At 53.3% G+C, this 18073-nt stretch carries 17 protein-coding genes; 1 reads left to right on the top strand and 16 read right to left on the bottom strand.

Going from position 1 to position 18073, the window contains the following annotated elements:
- Positions 1-17: 17 nt before the first annotated feature.
- The 15 genes from IEV29_RS01395 to ndk all read right to left on the bottom strand — a co-directional run bounded on the left by IEV29_RS01395 (position 18) and on the right by ndk (position 15692).
- The gene (locus IEV29_RS01395) at positions 18-1331 is read right to left on the bottom strand and encodes an adenylosuccinate synthase (protein WP_188379484.1); all 1314 of its coding nucleotides are present in this window, start codon (positions 1329-1331) and stop codon (positions 18-20) included.
- A gap of 3 nt (positions 1332-1334) precedes the next feature.
- Positions 1335-2486: an ATP phosphoribosyltransferase regulatory subunit gene (locus IEV29_RS01390; protein ID WP_188379483.1), complete on the bottom strand. Its 1152-nt coding sequence runs from the start codon at positions 2484-2486 to the stop codon at positions 1335-1337.
- Between the two features lie 131 nt (positions 2487-2617).
- Positions 2618-3496: a protease modulator HflC gene (gene hflC / locus IEV29_RS01385; protein WP_188379482.1), complete on the bottom strand. Its 879-nt coding sequence runs from the start codon at positions 3494-3496 to the stop codon at positions 2618-2620.
- Positions 3496-4833, bottom strand: a complete 1338-nt coding sequence (hflK, locus tag IEV29_RS01380) for an FtsH protease activity modulator HflK (protein ID WP_188379481.1) — start codon at positions 4831-4833, stop codon at positions 3496-3498. Before hflK ends, hflC begins: the two co-directional genes overlap by 1 nt.
- A 46-nt stretch (positions 4834-4879) precedes the next feature.
- A complete protein-coding gene (gene hflX, locus IEV29_RS01375; protein WP_188379480.1) occupies positions 4880-5998 on the bottom strand; it encodes a GTPase HflX in 1119 nt (372 codons plus the stop codon).
- A 33-nt stretch (positions 5999-6031) separates the two neighbouring features.
- Positions 6032-6268, bottom strand: coding sequence for an RNA chaperone Hfq (hfq, locus tag IEV29_RS01370; RefSeq protein WP_188379479.1), 237 nt, complete (start codon positions 6266-6268; stop codon positions 6032-6034).
- Positions 6269-6374: 106 nt separating this feature from the next.
- The gene (gene der, locus IEV29_RS01365; protein WP_188379478.1) at positions 6375-7718 is read right to left on the bottom strand and encodes a ribosome biogenesis GTPase Der; all 1344 of its coding nucleotides are present in this window, start codon (positions 7716-7718) and stop codon (positions 6375-6377) included.
- Between the two features lie 9 nt (positions 7719-7727).
- The gene (bamB, locus tag IEV29_RS01360; protein ID WP_188379477.1) at positions 7728-8876 is read right to left on the bottom strand and encodes an outer membrane protein assembly factor BamB; all 1149 of its coding nucleotides are present in this window, start codon (positions 8874-8876) and stop codon (positions 7728-7730) included.
- Positions 8877-8895: 19 nt separating this feature from the next.
- A complete protein-coding gene (locus IEV29_RS01355) occupies positions 8896-9546 on the bottom strand; it encodes a tetratricopeptide repeat protein (protein WP_188379476.1) in 651 nt (216 codons plus the stop codon).
- A 12-nt stretch (positions 9547-9558) separates the two neighbouring features.
- On the bottom strand, positions 9559-10905 hold the full coding sequence (hisS, locus tag IEV29_RS01350) for a histidine--tRNA ligase (protein WP_188379475.1): 1347 nt from the start codon (positions 10903-10905) through the stop codon (positions 9559-9561).
- 58 nt (positions 10906-10963) lie between these two features.
- Positions 10964-12229, bottom strand: coding sequence for a flavodoxin-dependent (E)-4-hydroxy-3-methylbut-2-enyl-diphosphate synthase (gene ispG / locus IEV29_RS01345; RefSeq protein ID WP_188379474.1), 1266 nt, complete (start codon positions 12227-12229; stop codon positions 10964-10966).
- 2 nt (positions 12230-12231) lie between these two features.
- A complete protein-coding gene (locus IEV29_RS01340; protein WP_188379473.1) occupies positions 12232-13224 on the bottom strand; it encodes a helix-turn-helix domain-containing protein in 993 nt (330 codons plus the stop codon).
- Positions 13217-14014, bottom strand: a complete 798-nt coding sequence (gene pilW / locus IEV29_RS01335) for a type IV pilus biogenesis/stability protein PilW (RefSeq protein WP_188381029.1) — start codon at positions 14012-14014, stop codon at positions 13217-13219. The genes IEV29_RS01340 and pilW overlap by 8 nt, the downstream gene beginning before the upstream one ends.
- Positions 14014-15177 carry a dual-specificity RNA methyltransferase RlmN gene (gene rlmN, locus IEV29_RS01330; RefSeq protein WP_188379472.1) on the bottom strand — a complete coding sequence of 388 codons (1164 nt, stop codon included), beginning with the start codon at positions 15175-15177 and terminating at the stop codon, positions 14014-14016. Before rlmN ends, pilW begins: the two co-directional genes overlap by 1 nt.
- Positions 15178-15266: 89 nt before the next feature.
- Complete coding sequence (ndk, locus tag IEV29_RS01325; protein ID WP_188379471.1) at positions 15267-15692, bottom strand: nucleoside-diphosphate kinase; 426 nt, start codon at positions 15690-15692, stop codon at positions 15267-15269.
- A gap of 194 nt (positions 15693-15886) precedes the next feature.
- Between ndk and IEV29_RS01320 the strand changes: the two genes are divergently transcribed.
- Positions 15887-16576, top strand: coding sequence for a Bax inhibitor-1/YccA family protein (locus IEV29_RS01320; RefSeq protein ID WP_188379470.1), 690 nt, complete (start codon positions 15887-15889; stop codon positions 16574-16576).
- A gap of 76 nt (positions 16577-16652) precedes the next feature.
- Here the strand turns inward: IEV29_RS01320 and rlmD are convergent, their stop codons facing one another.
- On the bottom strand, positions 16653-18011 hold the full coding sequence (gene rlmD, locus IEV29_RS01315; RefSeq protein ID WP_188379469.1) for a 23S rRNA (uracil(1939)-C(5))-methyltransferase RlmD: 1359 nt from the start codon (positions 18009-18011) through the stop codon (positions 16653-16655).
- Between the last annotated feature and the right edge of the window lie 62 nt (positions 18012-18073).

Genomic DNA, 18073 nt, shown 5'->3' with positions numbered 1-18073 from the left:
CAAAAGAGAAAGCGGAATTACTTGAATGGATGACGCAGCACGATCGTTTCTTCACGATCAGGACCGGTCGAAATCATATCGATCGGCACACCGACCAGTTCTTCGATACGATTGATATAGGCACGTGCTGTCGCTGGCAATACCGCCAGTGATTTCGCACCTACGGTACTTTCTTTCCAGCCTGGCATTTCTTCGTAGATCGGCTCGCACGCTGCTGCATCTTCGGCGCCAACAGGGAAGATATCCACTTTCTTGCCGTGCAAGGTATAACCCGTACACAGCTTGATCGTTTCCAGACCATCCATCACGTCCAGCTTGGTCAGACACATGCCGGTCACACCATTGATCTGTACCGAGCGCTTGAGCAGTGCCGCATCAAACCAACCACAACGGCGCGCACGACCAGTGACCGTACCGAATTCATGACCAACCGTTGCCAGATGCTTACCAATACCTTGATCGGTGGGCAGTTCCGATGGGAACGGACCGGAACCAACGCGCGTCGTGTATGCCTTCGTAATACCCAAGACATAGTGCAGCATGTCAGGACCAACGCCTGCACCGGTAGAAGCATTGCCGGCAACACAGTTACTCGAGGTGACATAAGGATAGGTACCGTGATCGACGTCCAGCAGGCTGCCTTGCGCGCCTTCGAACAGCAGATTGCCGCCTTGCGCATGCGTGGCATACAGAGCGCTCGACACATCACCAACCATCGGCTTCAGACGCGGCACATCGGCCAGCGCGTCATCCAGCGTTTTTTGATAATCGATTGCCTGTACTTTCAGATAATGCGTCAGAACGAAGTTGTGATAGTCCAGGTTCTCGAGCAGTTTTTCTGCCAAGCGTTTTTCGTTGAGCAGATCCGCAACGCGAATCGCACGACGCGCGACTTTGTCTTCATATGCCGGTCCGATACCCTTACCCGTCGTACCAATCTTGGCATCGCCGCGCTTCACTTCACGCGCAACGTCGAGTGCTACGTGGTACGGCAGAATAATCGGGCAAGCTTCCGAAATCTTGAGGCGCGACGGTACTTCCACACCAATGGCTTGCAACTTGTCGATTTCACGCAGCAGATCAGGTACCGACAACACCACACCATTACCGATATAGCATGCGACACCCTCGCGCATGATGCCCGATGGAATCAGCTGCAACGCGGTCTTGTGGCCGCCGATAACCAGCGTATGACCGGCATTGTGACCGCCTTGAAAACGTACGACACCTTGCGAATGATCCGTCAGCCAGTCAACGATCTTGCCCTTGCCTTCATCACCCCATTGGGTACCAACGACGACGACGTTCTTAGCCTTGCTTTGTGTAGACATCACTTAACCTAAATTTTTGAGAATCCAATTACCATTTTCAAGCACGAGTACGCGATCGCACTCGAACTCATCCTGATCATTTTCACTGCCTGGCAGGCTTTGAATGACGATTTCGCCTGCCTGACGCAGGGCAATAATTTTTTCCTTCAAGGCAGCATCGCGTCCCCATGGCGCGTGAATCGCACATTTGCGCCCTGCCACTGGCAGCAATCGGGACAATTCACGTAAATCAAGCGAAAAACCGGTTGCCGGACGTGCGCGTCCGAATGTTTCGCCCACATGATCGTAACGACCACCGCGCGCCACCGCATTTGGCAAGCCGGGCACGTAGAGGGCAAACATCGTACCGCTCTCGTATTGATAACCACCCAGATCGGCCAGATCAATCGTGACATCCGCCTTGCCAGCGAGGCCCACCAATATCGCAAGTTCGTCCAGCGCTTTGGTGATACCCGTCAACGCAGGCAGTACTGCGCGCGCACGTTGCAGCACATCAGCATTGCCGTACAAAGTTGGCAACACCAGCAGAGCCGCTCGTGTTACCGGTGCATATACAGCTGTCATGACTTCCAGCGTCGGCACGTCTTTGGCGCGCAACGCAGTATACAGTGCAGCTTCATCGCGTTGCGCATTCGGATCACTCTCCAGCAACGCCCTTAACACACCTACGTGACACAGGTCCATACGAACCTGCGAAAAACCAGCCAGCGACAGCGTCGACAGGGCCAGTTCCTGAATCTCGGCATCGGCTTCCAGCCCGGCATGACCATAAATCTCGGCACCGATCTGCAAGGGTTCACGGGTGGCGTGCAAACCATTTGGACGTGTCTGCAATACGCTGCCCGAATAACAGAGGCGCGTCACCGAGTTGCGGTTAAGCAAATGCGCATCGATACGCGCGACCTGCGTTGTCATATCGGCACGGATACCCATGGTGCGGCCGGACAACTGATCGATCAGTTTGAACGTGCGCAGATCCATATCGGCACCGGTGCCAGCCAATAAGGACTCGACATACTCGAGCATCGGTGGCATCACCAGCTCGTAGCCGTACAAATGGAAGTTATCCAGAATCGCACGACGCAACTCTTCGATCTTGCGCGCTTCGGACGGCAAGACATCGGCAATATTTTCAGGCAGAAGCCAGTTTGGCATGGCGGAAACGAAATGAATCAGGAAAGTGAAATGAAACAGCTCGACAATGCACTGCCAGAAAAGCAATGAAGCAATTGCCTTGATCAGGCAATCGCTTCAGGTTTTGCAACGCAGGCGATTAAACAGTCGACTTAGCGACCGCCCGAGGTCGGATTTTTAAAGTACTTGAAGAACTCCGAATTCGGATCAATCACAAGCATATCGTTACGTGTCTTGAAACTCGCGCGATAGGCCTCGAGGCTGCGGTAGAACTTGTAAAACTCCGGGCTTTGGCTAAAAGCTTGCGCATAGATCTGCGTTGCCTTGGCATCGCCTTCACCGCGAATCTGCTCTGCATCACGATAAGCTTCCGCGAGAATCACGGTGCGCTGACGATCTGCATCCGCACGAATCTTCTCGGATTCTGCCGCACCGGTCGAGCGCAACTCGTTGGCGACACGAGCACGTTCCGACTTCATGCGCTCAAACACCGAGTTGTTGATCTGATCAACATAATCAACACGCTTCAGGCGCACATCCACAATTTCGACGCCGATCTGTTTGGCTTCTTCCGTTACCTTGCGCTGAATGCCATCCATGACCTTACCGCGTTCGCCGGAGATCACTTCACGCACGGTGCGCTTGGTAATCTCTTCATTCAGCGACGCCTTGACGATCTGCGCCATACGATTTTGCGCACTACGCTCGTCGCCGCCAAAACTGACGAAATACAACCGCGGATCAACAATGCGCCATTTGACGAAAGCATCGACCAGGATGTTCTTCTTCTCGGCCGTAATGAAACGGTCCGCATCCGGCGTATCCAGCGTCAGAATACGCTTATCGAGAAACACCACGTTCTGGAATGGTGGCGGCAATTTGAAATGCAAGCCTGGCTCATTAATCACCTGCTTGACTTCACCCAGAGCAAACACGATCGCAAAACGACGCTGATCAACGACAAACAAGGTCGACGATAAAACGGCAAGCAGAATGCCGAGCGCGATCAGATAAGACATGGCGCGATTCATTATCGTACCTCCCGATCACGTGCACTGCGCTCATCACGAACGCGAGACTCTTGCTGCAATTGGCTCTCCAGCGAATTAGGATCCGTTCTTATGACCGATGTCGATGCTGCCGGTTGCGAAGAAGCGCCCGGCGTACCGGTCGCCCCTACCGGCTGCCCCGTCTGCGCAATCAACTTATCCAGTGGCAGGTAAATCAGGTTGTTGCCGCTCTTTGTATCCACCATGACCTTGGTCGTGCTGGTGAAAATCTTTTGCATGGTTTCCAGATACATACGATCACGGGTCACGGCCGGTGCTTTTGCATATTCCGTATAGACCTGCTTGAAGCGGCTCGCCTCACCTTCGGCATTAGCGATCACACTAGAACGATACGCTTCCGACTCCTGCAGCAAACGGGATGCGGCACCACGTGCGCGTGGGATGACATCGTTCGCGTAAGCTTGACCTTCGTTCTTTTGGCGCTCACGATCCTGTCCGGCCTTGACAGCATCATCAAACGAGGCCTGCACTTGTTCTGGCGGCTGCACTGCCTGCATGGTCACATTCGTAATCTGCACGCCGGAGCTGTACTTGTCGACGATCTGCTGCATCAGTTGACTCGTGTCGAACGCGACTTTTTCACGACCCTCGTAGAGTACGAAATCCATTTCGCTACGACCAACCACTTCGCGGATTGCGGTTTCTGCAACCTGCTTGACCATTTCTTCCTGCTCGCGGTTGTTGAACACCCAGTCAGATGCATTCTTCAAGGTGTATTGCACGGCGAACTGAATATCGATGATGTTTTCATCTTCGGTCAGCATCAACGATTCCTGCTGCTGCTTGTTGCGGACATTGCCGCGATAACCAATCTCGACCGTACGCACTTGCGACACGTTGACGATCTCATGACTCTGAATTGGTGTTGGCCAGCGCCAGTTGAAACCGGATTGCGTCATGTGGCTGTATTTGCCAAAGGTCATGACCACGCCGGTCTGACCTTCCTGCACGATGAAGAAGCCACTGACCAGCCAGAGGAAACCAACGATCGCTGCAACGATACCGGCGCCAATACCGGCACCACGCATATCGGGCCTGAAGCCACCGCCACCACCGCCTTCGTTGTTATTGTTGTTGCGATTACCGCCACCGTTGTTGCCGCCCTTGCGATTGCCGAAAAGGCCGCCAAGACGCTGATTAAAATCGCGCCACAACTGATCGAGGTCTGGAGGACCGTCATTCGACGGCTTCTTGCCACCCTGATTACCGTTGTTATTGTTGTCTTGCGAACCGCGCCCCCAGCCGGGGTCATTGAGCGAAAACTTCAAACCAAATCTTTTAAGTAAGGATACGAGCATTGCGGTCCGGGCTGAAAAAGTAAAGGTTGGATTGCCAAGTAAATTCTTAAACGTTTACATCGTCGGATGCGTAAAGTCTTGCATCTTCTAGGCTAGCGGCGTGCTCCTGCGCACGTTCGGCTATCGCTTCACGCAATAGATCCAATCCGCTTCCAGTCTGGGCACTGATAAAAACCCGACGGATTTTATCATATTCATCACGCTCCAAAGCAGGTTCCAGCCCTGCCGCGTCGATCTTGTTCCAGACAAGAAGTTGGGGAATATGATCTGCGCCTATCTCCTGCAGTACCATATTCACTTGTTCAATCTGCTCCATACGCGCAGGACTTGCGCCATCGACCACATGCAAGAGCAAATCGGCATGAATCGTTTCCTCCAACGTGGCGCGGAAGGCGGCAACCAATTGGTGCGGCAATTCGCGGATAAAACCGACTGTATCCGAAATCACGACATTGCCCGCTTCTCCCAGGTAGATGCGACGAGAAGTCGTATCCAGTGTCGCAAATAACTGGTCTGCAGCGTAGGCGCGCGCCTTGGTCAAGGTATTGAACAGGGTCGATTTGCCCGCATTGGTATAACCAACCAGCGAAACCGAGAAAACGTGATTGCGACCGCGCGCACGACGCTGGGTCGCGTGCTGCTTCTGTAATTTTTCAAGCCGCGCCCGCAACGCCTTGACGCGTTCACCGAGCAAGCGGCGATCCGTTTCCAGCTGCGTTTCACCCGGCCCGCGCAGACCGATACCGCCTTTCTGACGTTCCAAGTGCGTCCAGCCTCGCACCAGCCGCGTGGCCAAGTGCTGCAACTGCGCCAGTTCGACCTGCACCTTGCCTTCATGACTTTTGGCGCGTTGCGCAAAAATATCCAGAATCAGGCTAGTCCGATCGATAACACGGACCTTCAGATGACGTTCAAGATTACGCTGCTGAGCGGGAGACAGTGCATGATTGAAAATGACGATATCGATCTGATGATCAAATATCGCATCCGCAATCTCATTTGCCTTGCCGGAACCAACAAACAGTGCGGCATCCGGACTCGCACGACGCCCCGTGATCGTCATGATCGGATCTGCACCTGCGGATCGGGAAAGGAGGGAAAGTTCTTCGAGACTTGCGGCAAAGTCGCCTTTGCCAAAATCTACGCCAACGAGTACTGCACGCATTAGTGCAGTACCGTCGGGCATGTCAGCCGGTTTTTATTCAACGTCAGATTCAACATTCAGATTAACCGCACGTGCAGGCACAACGGTCGAAATGGCATGCTTGTATACCATTTGCGTGACGGTATTGCGCAACAGGACGACGTATTGATCGAACGATTCAATATGACCTTGCAATTTGATGCCGTTGACCAGATAGATCGAGACAGGAACGTGTTCTTTACGAAGCGCGTTCAGAAATGGGTCTTGTAACAGTTGCCCTTTATTGGTCATGGCAGCTCCATTGTGTTGTTGTGATGTGGAGGGCGAGACAATTGCTTCTTTTCAATAGTCTCTACTCGGAAATGTAATCGATTTTAGCGTTTTACGCCAAATGGTCTTATTTTTCGGCCCGATTAAACGGGTTCTTACCAGATCGCAATTCAATACGTAGTGGAGTCCCCACTAACGAAAAAGTTTCGCGGAAGTGTTTTTCAAGGTAACGCTTGTAGTTGGCATCGATACTTTCGAGTGAATTACCGTGAATAACAACAACAGGTGGGTTCATGCCGCCTTGGTGCGCATAGCGCATTTTGGGACGGATCGAGCCCTTGCGACGCGGTTGCTGATGCTCAACCGCTTCGATCAAAGCACGGGTCAATTTCGGCGTAGACAAATTGACCATGGCCGCGCCATAGGCTGCGTTGATTGATTTCATCATCGGACCAATACCGCTCGCCTGCAATGCAGAGACAAAATGGAATTTGGCAAACGACAGGAAATTCAACTTGCGCTCGATATCCATCTTGATGGCATCACGTCGATCACTGGTCAAACCATCCCATTTGTTGACGCCAACTACCAGAGCACGGCCGGACTCAAGGATAAATCCTGCTATGTGCGCATCCTGCTCGGAGATGTCTTGTTGTGCATCCAGCAGGAGCAAGACAACGTTTGCCTCGGAAATCGATTGCAGCGTCTTGACGACCGAGAATTTTTCGATTGCCTCGAACACCTTGCCGCGACGGCGAATACCGGCGGTGTCAATCAAGGTGTAGTGACGACCATCGCGCTCAAATGGAATCTCAATCGAATCACGTGTGGTACCCGGCATATCGAAGGCAATGACACGCTCTTCCCCCAGCAGGGTATTGACCAGGGTCGATTTGCCAACGTTCGGACGTCCGACGATCGCCAGCTTGATATGCTTGGCACTGGCTTCCGGCAACTCTTCTTCAGGCGGACGCTGTGCAAAAGCGATATTCAACGACTCCTCCACCAGATCAGCAACACCATCCCCATGCGCCGCGGAGATCACATACGGATCGCCCATACCAAGCTCATAGAAATCGGCCGTGACCGACGTGTACTTCATGCCTTCCGCCTTGTTGACGACCAACATGACCTGACGGCCCGACTTGCGCAGGAAATCGGTGATGGTTTTGTCGTGCGGCGTCAGGCCCTGACGTCCATCGACGATGAAAATCACGACATCAGCTTCGGCAACCGCTTGTTTGGTTTGCTTGGCCATCTCGTGCATGATGCCTTCTTTGGCAACGGGCTCGAAACCACCCGTGTCAATCACGAGAAACGGACGTTCACCTACACGTCCTTCACCATAGTGCCGGTCACGTGTCAAACCCGGCAAATCGGCGACCAACGCGTCACGCGACCGGGTCAACCGGTTGAAGAGCGTGGACTTGCCGACATTTGGTCGACCTACTAATGCAATAACCGGCTTCATGAAATAAATTTACTCGGCCGCGACAGCGACCACTGATCCTGATTGAGTTTGAAAAATGGCAAATCCATCTGCCATCTGCGGACGGGCGATGATGGCACCGCCACCTGTTTTGATACGTCCGATCAAAACACCATCCTCCTTGGAGAGGAAATGGATATAGCCCTCGAAATCACCGGTCGCAACTGCGTCGTTGAAAGACACTGGCGTCGACAAACGACGATTGGTCATTTGCGCGTTGCGCCAAACGCTGGTGCCGCCCATACGTGAAAACGCATTTACCCCCCCTTTTTCATCTGCCACATACACATTGCGCTCATCCACGGCAACGCCGCCATCGCTGGACAAGCCTGCCGCCCAGCGTGCCGAGCCACTGGCCGTATCGAAGCAAGCAACGCGGCCCTGGTAAGCAACTGCGCAAACGTCACGACCTGAGACCACAGGCGTACCGGAAATATCAGCAATACGCTCCAGCTCCGTCACACCACGCGGATCGCCCACCGCAACTTCCCAGCGCGGCGCGCCGTTCGTGAGCATCAGCGCAAGCATCCGTCCACCGGCGAAGCCGACATAGGCGGTACCATCCGAGATGGTGATGCCAGGTGCGGTACGCAACGATAAGGGTGGCGCAGTACGTTGCACCGTCCATTTCCGATCGCCCGTGTCTGCATCATATGCCGTGACGCGGTTATCCATGCTGCGAATCAGCACAACTCCCAATCCAATCGCGGGCGCCGACAGCACTTCACTGGTCGCTTGCGCTTTCCAGCGCTGCTTGCCCTCACTGTCGTAGGCAAGAATCACACCTTTTTCACCAACAACGACCACCGTGCGACCGTCACTGCCGACGCCGGCAGTCAAACCTGTATCCGTATCGATACGCCAAAGAGAACGCCCCGTCGCCAAATCCAGTTTGGAAATGCGGCCATTTTCAGAGGCTACATATACATTGCCGTCAACCAGTGCTGGCGTGAAAACATATTTGTCCGCCTTGCCTATCGAAGCGGACCAGACGGTACGCACACGTGCATCCGACTTCAACTCAACCAAAGGCGCTGGCTGAGTCTTAGGATTGGGCTTTTTGGCAAACGGATTCAGCGACGAACAACCGGTCAAGGCAACGATTACACCGGCACAGCACAACAGTGACGTAAAGCGCATCTAATTTTCCTTTTAGCGATTAAGCTGCTTTGGCTGCCGGCGCACCGCCGATAGCATCCAGTTTGATCTGAATCAGTTGACGTCCCGAACTGCGAGGATCCATCTTCTCCATGGCGGACTGATAGGCCACACGCGCTTCTTCCAGCTTGTTCTGTGCAACGAGAATATCGCCTTTGCGATCATCGACCAGACCGGCAAACTGGGATGGAAACTTCCCGGCCAGAACCTTCAAGGCTTCGTCATAAGCCTTTTCATCGAGCAGAATACCCGCCAGACGGACCTTGGCGATCGCCTTGTACTCATCCGTCTTTGCTTTATCGATTACCCACTGCAACTGCGTTTTCGCTGTTTGAAACTCACCTGCGTCAAATGCAGATTTCGCCGCGGCCAAACCAGACATCTGTGCGTAAGCAGTGCCGGAAAAACGGGACTGCATATCGCCTGTAACACGTTGCACCTTTTCCTTGTCATTACCCTGCACAGCACTTTGCAGCTCTTCATACAATTGTGCGGCTTGCGCTGTCTGCTTGTTCTGGTAATAAGTCCAGCCCTTCCAGGCAGCGAAAGCGCCCAAGGCGATGATCAGCAACCATGTGACGAGATTGCCGTATTGCTCCCACCAGCTTTTAAGTCCAGCCAGTTGTTCCTGTTCCGCGTGATCGTATGCCATGTTGATCCAGATTTAATGATGATAATGAACGTGTTCGTCGTGAGAATGATCATGGCCAACGATTTGATCGACCAGATAATCCGCGATGCCTTCAAATGGCACTTCCTTCTGATTGCCGCCAGCATCCGCATTGCGCAGTTCCTTGACGACGGCAGCACCTTTCGCCACTTCATCTTCAGCGATGATGATTGCATAGGCAGCGCCGCTACCGTCGGCACGTTTCATCTGGGACTTGAAGCTACCAATGCCTGTCGAGGAGGCGCAATGCAGAATCACATCCAGTCCTGCGTCACGCAAACGCTCGGCAACGACGGAAGCCTGCAACTGCGCCTCTTCACCTTGATGAACGAGGTACACATCGCACTGGTTCGGCGTGAATTGCTCGCCACTTGCCTTCATCAACTCCAGCAGGCGTTCTACACCCATCGCAAAACCGCAGGCGGGCGTTGCCTTGCCGCCAAACATCTCCACTAGCGGATCATAACGACCGCCGCCGCACACTGTTCCCTGCGAACCCAGTTGATCCGTAATCCACTCGAACACCGTACGATTGTAATAATCCATGCCGCGTACCAATCGCGGATTGATCGTGAACGGGATCGCATTATGGCGCAGAATCTTCTGCACACCTTCAAAATGTGCGCGGGAATCTTCACCCAGATAGTCGAGCAATTTGGGCGCTGCATTCACCAGATCCTGCATGGCAGGATTCTTGGTGTCGAGAATACGCAGCGGATTGCTATGCAGACGATTCTTCGCCTCGTTATCCAGCAGATCGCTGTGCTCTTCAAAATATGCGATCAAATCCGCGCGATGACGATTGCGCTCTTCCGCATTACCAATCGAATTCAGTTCGAGTCTCACGCCCTGCAGACCAAGATCGTCCCACAGGCGCTGACACATCATGATCAGTTCGGCATCGATGTCCGGTCCAGCAAAACCGATTGCCTCCGCCCCGATCTGATGGAACTGACGATAACGGCCACGTTGCGGACGTTCATGACGGAACATCGGACCGGCGTACCATAAACGCTTCGGACCATCGTAAGTCAGGTTGTGTTCCAGCGCCGCACGCACCACACCAGCCGTGCATTCCGGGCGCAAGGTTAACTGATCACCATTCATCGAATCGGTAAAGGAATACATCTCCTTCTCCACGATGTCGGTAACTTCGCCGAGACCGCGCGCAAACAAGGCTGTTGGCTCGACTATCGGTGTACGAATTTGCTGAAAACCATAGCTTTTGAGCACAGTGTGTACGGTGTTCTCAAACAATTCCCACAGCGGCGCGTCGGCAGGAAGAATGTCATTCATTCCTTTCACGCCGACGATTTTTTCTGTTTTTTTGGTATCTGACATTGTTGTTCTACTTTGCTTCTTTTTGCTGTGCGCTTACTTACGGCACCAAGTGCGGAGATCACGCCGCGCTTTTTTCCTTGCTGTAGTGAGTTTTCACATAGTCCAGCACGATGGCCTGAAATTCTTCGGCGATATTATCGCCGCGTAATGTCACGGCTTTCTCCCCATCCACGAACACAGGCGCAGCTGGCGACTCTCCCGTTCCGGGAAGACTGATCCCGATATTGGCGTGCTTGGATTCACCCGGGCCATTGACGATACAACCCATGACTGCCACGTTCATGGCTTCTACTCCCGGATATTCCTTTTTCCAGACAGGCATCTGATCGCGCAGATAGGTCTGGATACGATCAGCCAGTTCCTGGAACACGGTCGATGTCGTTCGTCCGCATCCCGGACAGGCAATCACCATCGGCGTAAACTTGCGCAAACCCATGGTTTGCAAAATCTCCTGCCCGACAACGACCTCCTTCGTCCGGTCGCCCCCTGGTTCTGGCGTCAACGAGATACGAATGGTATCGCCGATCCCTTCCTGCAACAGCACTGATAAGGCAGCCGTGGAGGCAACAATACCTTTGCTGCCCATCCCTGCTTCCGTCAGACCAAGGTGGAGCGGATAATCACAACGACGCGACAGTTCGCGATATACCGCAATCAGATCCTGTACGCCGGATACCTTGCACGACAGGATGATTTTGTTCCCGGCCAGACCAACCTCTTCCGCGCGTTGCGCGTTCTCGATCGCAGACGTTACCAGGGCCTCATACATCACGGCCTGGGCCGTCCATGGATTGGCACGAGCTGCATTCTCATCCATGATGCGCGCCAGCAATTCCTGATCGAGACTGCCCCAGTTGACGCCAATGCGCACCGGCTTGTCATAACGGCAGGCTATCTCAATCATCTGGGCAAACTGCGTATCGCGCTTCGCGCCTTTACCGACATTTCCCGGATTGATCCGGTATTTCGACAACAGTCGCGCGCATTCCGGATAATCACTCAAAAGCTTATGACCGTTGTAGTGGAAATCACCAACCAGCGGCACGGAGACATCCATACGCAACAATTGTTCATGGATGTGAGGGACGGCAGCTGCAGCTTCTGGTGTATTGACGGTGATACGCACCATCTCGGAACCGGCTCGCGCCAATTCCTTGATCTGAATTGCTGTGCCGATCACGTCCGCCGTATCGGTATTCGTCATCGACTGCACCACTACAGGCGCATCGCCACCAATACGTACTTCTTTACCATCGCAACGAATCACGGCCATACGGCTCGCGCGTCGCATCAAGGGACCTGTAGCAATAGGAGCTGTGGACATCTTTACTTCACATTCAATCTGGCGACGTTACTGCTGCTGCCGGTAATATTCAATGGCGTACCACGCAACGAGACGCTCACGCCGGCAGCATTGCCAATCACTACCGAGGCGGGACCCGGGATGTCGAATGCCTCGGTTGTGCCTGCCTGCAAGATACGCGATACCACGATGCTGTCATCTTCAGCCAGCTTGATCTCGACCCAACTGTCTTCAGCAACCTTGAAAACCATTTTGTTCTTGCCGTTTGCAACCGATGCTGGCGGCGCTGCAGTAGCGTTTGCTGCAGGCGCAGGTGTCACGACTTGCGCAGCAACTGGCGCTGGCACAATTGCAGGCGTCGTTACAGCAGCGGCTGGCGCATCCACTGCCTTATTTTCAACCGATGTGTCCGCATTGCTCTCTGCAGACGATGTTTCTTCAAACGTCTGCTCCTGCGGTGTCGGTTCGACAAAATCAGCAGATTCGACCGGCAGCTCTTTGACGACCGATCCATCCTTCATCACTGCCGCCAGTTCCGTCGGCGGGATCCAGCCGGCGCTGCGTGCCACGAAAAACAGGATGCCGCCCAGGACCACCAAGGCAGCAATAATCATTAACGCCGATGGACTACGACGCTTGCCAAACGGCACGCTGGTTTCAGAAAACGATGCCGACAATGGTGCCCGCTCCGGCACGACATTGGCCGCCTCAACGGGCGAGGCCACTGCTGCCAGAATAGGCGCAGGATCAACCCGCAACAATTTTGCATAAGTACGAATAAAGCCGCGCACAATCACCAAGCCTGGCAGTGCGGCGAAATTATCCTCTTCCAGCGCTTCAATCTGCCGTGGTGCCAGATTCAACTGACTTGCAACCTGCTCGATCGACCAGCCACGGGACTCTCGCAACATGCGCAGTTGTGCACCGGCAGAAATCTGTGGCTGTTGATCCTGATGCTGCCGAGGGGACTCCGAAGATGTACCGTTCTCGTCGTTCTGTACTACTTCATCATTCATTAAACGCTCCGCGCTGATAAGCGATAAATTCGGCAGAGTTTGGATAACGCCGGCCAAGCTGGGTCACAAGGCTGACTTCAGCAGCACGATCGCCCAGACGACGCTCGATCTTGATCGCAAGCCATAACGCTTCGGCACTGATCGCATCCGAGCTCGTAACACGATTGATATAGAAGCGGGCGCTGCGATCATCACCTCGCTCATAATTCAGGCGAGCCAGACCGATCGATGTTGTCGGATTGGAGGGATCAAGCTGAAATGCTTCTTTCAGATAATTCTCGGCAGCAACCAGATTTTTTAATTTCAGACTGCATACCCCTGCATTCGTCAGTGCGCGCGCAGGTGACTGGTACGCGCGATTACGGGCAGCAGATTCAAAATAAGGAAGTGACTGTTCGACCCGACCGTTCTGGCATAAAAACCAGCCGTAGTTATTACTCAGATCCGGATCTTGTGGCGACAGCCGAATCGCTCGGGAAAAATGTTCTTCTGCCAGCTTGATCTCGCCGAGATCCATATAAATCAGTGCCGCCATGCTGTGCGCATCGACGAAGTTCGGCGAAATCTGTAAGGCCTGTTTCACCTCGTCCAGCGCAATCTGCAATTGTCGCTGTTGATAGTACTCGGCCGCCAGTTGCAAACGGATACTGGCTCGGCGCTGTGTGTCGACCCGATCAACGCGTGTCGCGAATTCACTGTTGCTGGAGGAAGGTGACACCCCTGCGCAAGCCGACAGCAAAACGGCAGTCAACGCCCCTATCATCAGCAAAAACAAGCGACCGCTTCTCATCAAGATGAAATCTCCACGATACGCCCGAAATTCTGGCCGAACTTGCCCTGATAGTCGGCCATCTTTTTCATACGCTCCTGCACGCGCGTACGATCCTTTACCTCGCCAGCCAGTTGTCCACAAGCGGCGTCGATATCATCACCGCGCGTCTTGCGCACAGTGGTCACAATACCGGCGTCCATAAGCACTTGTGCAAATGCCTTGATACGCGGATTTTGTGAACGGAGCAGACCAGACTCGGGGAAAGGATTGAAAGGAATAAGATTGAACTTGCACGGCACATCACCCTCGCGCACGAGCGCAATCAGTTCCCGCGCATGCTGATCGGTATCATTGACGCCATCCAGCATGCAATATTCAAACGTGATGAAATCACGCGGTGCAAACTCAAGGTAACGTTTGCAAGCCGCCATCAACTCCACCAACGGATACTTTTTGTTCAGCGGCACAAGGCCATCACGCAGCGCATCATTCGATGCATGCAGTGACACTGCGAGTGCCACGGCGCAGTCCTTCGACAATTTGTCGATCATTGGCACCACCCCGCTGGTCGACAAGGTCACGCGACGACGTGACAAGCCATAAGCATTATCGTCAAGCATCAACTTGAGTGCGGTCACGGTGGGCTCGTAATTGAGCAAGGGTTCGCCCATACCCATCATGACCACATTGGTAATCTGACGCTCGCCTTTCGGCCCTGGCTCAATGCCTTTCGTCCGACGTAGCTCAAACTCTGCCATCCACAACTGGCCGATGATTTCGCCAACAGTGAGATTGCGATTGAAGCCTTGTTTGCCGGTTGAGCAAAACCGGCAGTTGACTGCACAGCCCGCCTGCGTTGAGATGCATAGCGTGCCGCGATTTTCTTCTGGGATAAAAACGGTCTCGACCGCATTGCCTTGACCAACATCGACGAGCCACTTGCGTGTACCGTCAGCTGAAGTGTGGTCCGAGATAATGGCTGGCGCTGTGATCGTCGCACGCGTTTTCAACTTCTCGCGCAACGATTTCGCCAGATCCGTCATGGCATCAAAATCACTGGCGCCGAACTGATGAATCCAGCGCTGCAACTGCTTTGCTCGAAACGGCTTCTCACCCAGCTCGCCGCAATAAGCGATGAGCTGCGCGGGATCGAGATCCAGCAAGTTGGTGAGAGTCGTCATCGAATCATTTCCGTAAAATCAAAGGCGAGCACAGTCAATATTGTGCCCGCCATCTTTGCTTTTGGCGCGAACCAAAAACAAACCAACCATTAACGCGAGTAAACGTTCAGCGCCGGGAAGAAGTACGCGATTTCGGTTTTCGCGGTTTCTTCTGCGTCCGAACCGTGTACAGCGTTCGCATCGATCGAATCGGCGAAATCAGCACGAATCGTGCCTTTTTCTGCTTTCTTCGGATCGGTTGCCCCCATCAGATCACGGTGTTTCAGAATGGCGTTTTCGCCTTCGAGTACTTGAATGATGACCGGACCGGAAATCATGAAGTCGACCAGATCCTTGAAGAACGGGCGTGCAGCATGCACAGCATAGAAACCTTCGGCTTCAGCACGCGACAGATGCGTCATGCGAGCAGCGATAATTTTCAGGCCTGCATTCTCGAAACGGGTGTAAATCTGACCGATTACATTTTTTGCGACTGCGTCTGGTTTAATAATCGACAGGGTGCGTTCGATTGCCATCTGAAAAACTCCAATAAAAAGAAAGGGTTAAAACAAAAAATTAATATTTCAACTAACCTTTGATTCTACCATGAAAGACCCTATACTACGAATACAAGGTGTTGTGAAGATTTCGTTAAGAAACGTTATACTAAGGCACGTGTCAAGAACCTGCTTGGCAACAAACTCGATCTTGATCTTAACCTGGAGAAAGCATGAACAACTTACATCAGACCTACAGCCCGTCTGCTGAGCTCGCGGTTGCAAGAAACCGCGTGCTGCGCAATACATACTGGCTGCTGGCCATTTCCATGATTCCTACCGTGCTCGGCGCATGGCTGGGCGTGCAATTCAACTTCACGTTTTTCGCCGGCAGCCCGTTCATGGGCATGATCGTTTTCCTGGCGGTCGCATTTGGTTTCTTCTATGCAATCGAAAAAACCAAGAATTCCGGCTTGGGCGTTGCCTTGCTTCTGGGCTTCACGTTCTTCATGGGTTTGATGCTGTCGCGCCTGATCGGTCACATTCTGGGCTTTTCCAACGGAACAGCCCTGATCATGACAGCCTTTGGTGGCACCGCAACCATTCTGGGCGTGATGGCTTCGGTCGCAACCGTGACCAAACGTGATTTCTCCGGTATGGGCAAATGGCTGTTCGTCGGCGTGCTGGTGATCCTGGTGGCAGCCATGGCCAACATCTGGCTCCAATTGCCTGCATTGCAACTGACCATCTCGGTGGTGGCAATTGGCATTTTCTCCGCATTCATTCTGTATGACGTACAACGCATTGTGAATGGTGGCGAAACCAACTACATCACGGCAACGCTGAGCCTATATCTGAGCGTATACAACATTTTCGCCAACCTGCTCTCTCTGTTGGGCATTTTCGGCGGCGATCGCGATTAAGCTTCCGGGCGCGCAAAAAACAAAAGCCGACTGCAAAGTCGGCTTTTTTATTTTTTTTGCAGTAACTGGCAGATGATTAATCGTTACGTAGCTCGAACACCCCCATGGATTCGACATGCGATGTGTGGGGAAACATATTCACCACGCCCGCATTCTTCAATACATAACGTCCTTGATTGACAAGGATGGCCGCATCTCGTGCAAGGGTTGACGGACTGCATGAAACATACACGATCCGCTTGGGCAACATGTCGGGATGCGACTCCCCCAGACCAACCAAGGCTTCGCACACCGCTTGCGCACCATCACGCGGCGGGTCGATCAGCATGCGGTCAAACTTGCCCAATGCGACAAAATCCTCCGTCTTGGCCTCGAACAGATTACGGCAGAAAAAAGAAGTCTTGTTCTCTACGCCATTGGCTCGTGCGTTTTCGAGAGCGCGTTCAGTCAAGGTTGTGCTGCCTTCAATGCCCACCACCTCGCTTGCCTGCGTTGCAATTGGCAAAGTGAAGTTGCCCAAGCCGCAAAATAGATCTGCGACGCGCTCATGAGGCTGCACATCCAGCAACCTTAACGCCCGTGCAACCAGCACGCGATTGATCTGATGATTGACCTGGGTAAAGTCCGTCGGCTTGAATGGCATGCGGATACCGAACTCGGGCAAGGTGTAATGCAACTCACCGTCTTGAGGATAGTATTGATATGCGCTATCCGGTCCGGCTGGCTGCAACCACCAATGGATCTGATACCGATCCGCAAATGCCTTCAGTTTTTCTTCATCCTCCGTGGTTAACGATGCCATGATGCGTAACACCATGGCGGTCATCCGCTTTTCAAGACCATGACCGATTGCCAGCTCAATCTGCGGCAATTGATCCGTGATCGATAAGGATGCAATCAAGGTGCGCAACGGAACCAGCATGGCGGAAACATGCGGAGGCAAGACCTCGCAGCTTTTCATGTCGGTCACGTAAATGGATTTACGCTCGTGAAAACCGACCAGCACACCGCCCTTTTTTGGTACGTTGCGAACAGAAATCCGTGCACGATAGCGATAACCCCACGTCGGCCCATGCACTGGGCGTAACATGGTTTCCGGCTTGACCTTGCCGATATGCTTGAGATTGTCCTCCAGAATCCGCTGCTTCATCGCGACCTGCGCAACGGCATCCAGATGTTGCATGGAACAACCGCCGCAGGTACCGAAATAATGACATTTCGGACTGACCCGCTCCGATGATTCCTTATGCAAGGCCATCATCTTTGCGGCTTCCCAGTTAGGCTTTTTGCGATAGGACGAAAACTCAACGCGTTCACGCGGCAATGCCCCTTCGACAAAGACAACCTTGCCCGGCGTGCCATCTTCATTGGGCAAATGACCGATGCCACGTGCCTCGGCATCAAGGGATTCAATCGAGAGTATGGTTTGCTGCATAACGATATTCAGCCGGTCACTGCAGGTGCCGGATGCAAGTAAGAGAAGTAGGGAAAATCAGG

Origin of the sequence: Oxalicibacterium faecigallinarum (assembly GCF_014635705.1) — a bacterium.
Lineage (GTDB): Bacteria > Pseudomonadota > Gammaproteobacteria > Burkholderiales > Burkholderiaceae_D > Oxalicibacterium > Oxalicibacterium faecigallinarum.
Note: the sequence above shows the minus strand (reverse complement) of the source record. Positions and strands in the feature narration are given on the sequence as shown.

Excerpts from the sequence above, each read along its gene's own strand:
- IEV29_RS01395 (WP_188379484.1), bottom strand. The coding sequence starts at position 1,331 with ATGTCTACACAAAGCAAGGCTAAGAACGTCGTCGTCGTTGGTACCCAA.
- IEV29_RS01390 (WP_188379483.1), bottom strand. The coding sequence starts at position 2,486 with ATGCCAAACTGGCTTCTGCCTGAAAATATTGCCGATGTCTTGCCGTCC.
- hflC (WP_188379482.1), bottom strand. The coding sequence starts at position 3,496 with ATGAATCGCGCCATGTCTTATCTGATCGCGCTCGGCATTCTGCTTGCC.
- hflK (WP_188379481.1), bottom strand. The coding sequence starts at position 4,833 with ATGCTCGTATCCTTACTTAAAAGATTTGGTTTGAAGTTTTCGCTCAAT.
- hflX (WP_188379480.1), bottom strand. The coding sequence starts at position 5,998 with ATGCGTGCAGTACTCGTTGGCGTAGATTTTGGCAAAGGCGACTTTGCC.
- hfq (WP_188379479.1), bottom strand. The coding sequence starts at position 6,268 with ATGACCAATAAAGGGCAACTGTTACAAGACCCATTTCTGAACGCGCTT.
- der (WP_188379478.1), bottom strand. The coding sequence starts at position 7,718 with ATGAAGCCGGTTATTGCATTAGTAGGTCGACCAAATGTCGGCAAGTCC.
- bamB (WP_188379477.1), bottom strand. The coding sequence starts at position 8,876 with ATGCGCTTTACGTCACTGTTGTGCTGTGCCGGTGTAATCGTTGCCTTG.
- IEV29_RS01355 (WP_188379476.1), bottom strand. The coding sequence starts at position 9,546 with ATGGCATACGATCACGCGGAACAGGAACAACTGGCTGGACTTAAAAGC.
- hisS (WP_188379475.1), bottom strand. The coding sequence starts at position 10,905 with ATGTCAGATACCAAAAAAACAGAAAAAATCGTCGGCGTGAAAGGAATG.
- ispG (WP_188379474.1), bottom strand. The coding sequence starts at position 12,229 with ATGTCCACAGCTCCTATTGCTACAGGTCCCTTGATGCGACGCGCGAGC.
- IEV29_RS01340 (WP_188379473.1), bottom strand. The coding sequence starts at position 13,224 with ATGAATGATGAAGTAGTACAGAACGACGAGAACGGTACATCTTCGGAG.
- pilW (WP_188381029.1), bottom strand. The coding sequence starts at position 14,014 with ATGAGAAGCGGTCGCTTGTTTTTGCTGATGATAGGGGCGTTGACTGCC.
- rlmN (WP_188379472.1), bottom strand. The coding sequence starts at position 15,177 with ATGACGACTCTCACCAACTTGCTGGATCTCGATCCCGCGCAGCTCATC.
- ndk (WP_188379471.1), bottom strand. The coding sequence starts at position 15,692 with ATGGCAATCGAACGCACCCTGTCGATTATTAAACCAGACGCAGTCGCA.
- IEV29_RS01320 (WP_188379470.1), top strand. The coding sequence starts at position 15,887 with ATGAACAACTTACATCAGACCTACAGCCCGTCTGCTGAGCTCGCGGTT.
- rlmD (WP_188379469.1), bottom strand. The coding sequence starts at position 18,011 with ATGCAGCAAACCATACTCTCGATTGAATCCCTTGATGCCGAGGCACGT.